At 62.4% G+C, this 2,499-nt stretch carries 1 protein-coding gene and 2 pseudogenes; 1 reads left to right on the top strand and 2 read right to left on the bottom strand.

All coding sequences use genetic code 11. The features are described from left to right. Window positions 1-993, bottom strand: a pseudogene (locus tag KYC_RS29540) (hypothetical protein); the annotation flags it as partial. Window positions 994-1,258: 265 nt separating this feature from the next. After that, a pseudogene (locus KYC_RS21575) lies at window positions 1,259-2,239 on the bottom strand (autotransporter family protein); the annotation flags it as partial. A 46-nt stretch (window positions 2,240-2,285) separates the two neighbouring features. Between KYC_RS21575 and KYC_RS29955 the strand changes: the two are divergent. Then, window positions 2,286-2,499, top strand: a 214-nt coding sequence (locus KYC_RS29955; RefSeq protein WP_008166410.1) for a hypothetical protein, incomplete at its 3' end; no start/stop codon positions are given.

Genomic DNA, 2,499 nt, shown 5'->3' with positions numbered 1-2,499 from the left:
AGTGGCCTGCCCCGAGAAAACCGCCATGTTCAGATTACTGGCGATGTCCCAGATTGAGCCTGGATCCTTCACATGAACCATGCCGACACTGCCAGAATCCAAAGCAGCAATCGTGGCGAGCGAACCCGTTCTGACCTGCCCGCGATCGGAGATGAGCAGCTCTCCAGTGCCATACCCGCCGACCTGGGTTTCGCCAGTCATCGTCCACAGCGAGCCGGCGCCGCTAACCGTAGCCCTGCCGGTGCCGCCGCGCTCCGCACCAATGAGGGTGTACCAGTTGGCGACACGTCCGCCTTGCGAGATTAGGAGGGTGCCGTCGCCGTAGTTGCCGATATGCATGTTGACAGCGGTAAGCTGCGAGCCCGGACCTTCGACGCGGACAATGCCCGCCGAGCGGCCGAAAGGGCCCGATTCGCCAACGTGGCCAAGCACGAGCCCGCGCGTGTTGACGCTGCCGCCGTTTGAGATGTTCAACTCGCCCGTGCTGCCCGCTGCAAGCCCGATCCAGCTATTGCCTGGGTTGACCTCAGCTTGCCAGATTGATGTCCAGCTTGAACCGCTGTCCTTTACTTCCATGAGGCCGGAAGTGCCCGACTCGCGGCCAAGGGTCAGTTCAACACCGGAGAGCCTGCCGCCGCCCTGGATAGTAAAAGCGCCAGCATCGCCGGCGTTGTTGCCGCCTATAAGAAGTTCCTTAACCGAATCGCTCTGGCCGGCGCCGATGACCGGAGAAAACCCAACTCCAGGCGCTCCGCCAATAACGGCAATCTGAGATGAAGGGAGTATGCCGGATACCCAGTTCGATGCCACGAACCAGTCGCTGGATGTCGATCCGGACCAAACGGCATTCTGCGCATACGCCGAGCTGCAACTCATCAACAGCGCCAAAGTTGATGCCCCTGACAAGAGGCGCTTGGCCGAATTAACAGGGGCTGGGTAATCGTAGTTATTTATTTCCATCAGGATCTCTTCCACCAATTTTTGACAAATCAATGCAAATCTTGTCCGTGCCGCGGTATTAGAGAAGCTGAGAGGCCCCCTTGGAATGGGACCAGAACGAAATTGCGCTTGCTGCACCTGTGTGAGATCAAGCGCAGCACGGATGTGACCTGGGTTCGCTGACCGATGGAAATTTGCTTGCCGTTACGGGCAGACGCGCGCGGGCAATTCAACGAGGTGGCGCTTTGCAGACGCATCAAGGCGCGTGATGCCGCCACGAATTGCGGCGGGCATGCACGGGCCTTGCGATGCCGGTCAACTACCAGCGAATACGCATGCCGACCGTGCCGCCAACGCTGTAGTTGTCTCCGAAGTTGCGGGTGCTGCTGGCCAGATCCGCGGTGGCGTACAGCGCATAGGCGCCGTTGTTCCATTCGTAGGTGCCGCCGACCCCGATGCCTGCCCACAGGCGCTCATCGCGGCTGGCGACGTCAACGCCGGCCACTCTGACCGTGCTGCCCTGCAGGAACTCGTTGTACAGGTTGACGCTGCCGAAGACGTGCGAGCGGTTTTGCTTGCCGTCCGTTCCGCCCCACGAAGCCTCGTGATCGACGGCAAGGCCGAATCGGCCGCGCAGGCTATCGGCGTCACGCAGCGACACCTGGGCGCCGAATGGATCGTTGAAGCTGTCGAAGTCCACCCGTGAATAGACCAGCTGCATCTGCGGCGTGACGGCATAGCCGTTGCCCAGGCCGTAGCGCTTGCCCGTTTCAACCGACAGCGCATAGCCATGGCCGCTGTTATCTGAAGCGAGTTTGCGGCCCATGGTGCTGGAGCTGATATCGCTGTCGAACCAGATGCTTTGCGCCTGACCATCGACATAGAAGCCGTCAGCGCCGTACCAGGTCAGCGTTGCGCCCACACCGGCGCCAGTGGCATCGACCTTGCCCCGGCCGAACACGGAACGCATCTCGGCGTTGGCGGTGCCGTACAGACCGTTGATGCCGCCGACCAGCGATGCGCCGTTCTTGCCCTCGTGCAGCGTGAAGTCGATGCCGGTCTGCAGTTTCCAGACATCGACGTCGCGCCGCGTAGCGGTGGTGGAACGGGAGGCATCGAATGTCGTGTGACCGCCCTCGATGCGGGCCCATACGGCGCGACGTTCGGACTGGCCACCGGCCGTTGTGCCGCCCTGCGACCCATAGCGGTTGCCCACACGCTGTTGCAGCGTCGGTACCGTGTTCAGCGCGGCCAGCACTTGCGGGTACTGCTCGTACACCACTGCGCCGGGCTGGTAGCGTTGCCGGCTCGTCGTCGCACCGGCGCCCGTCGTCGGATTTGCGTCCGTGGTTGGGTTTGCGTCCGTGGTTGGGTTCGCGTCCGTCGACGAATCGGTGCCTGTCGACGAATCGGTGCCCGTCGACGAATCGGTGCCCGTCGACGAATCGGTGCCCGTCGACGAATCGGTGCCTGTCGACGAATCGGTGCCCGTCGACGAACCGGAGCCCGTCGACGAACCGGTGCCCGTGGACGAACCGGTGCCCGTCGACGAACCGTTGT

The sequence above is a fragment of the Achromobacter arsenitoxydans SY8 genome, assembly GCF_000236785.1.
Lineage (GTDB): Bacteria > Pseudomonadota > Gammaproteobacteria > Burkholderiales > Burkholderiaceae_B > Achromobacter > Achromobacter arsenitoxydans.
The sequence above is the reverse complement of the archived record's forward strand: the minus strand, read 5'-3'. Positions and strand labels throughout refer to the sequence as shown.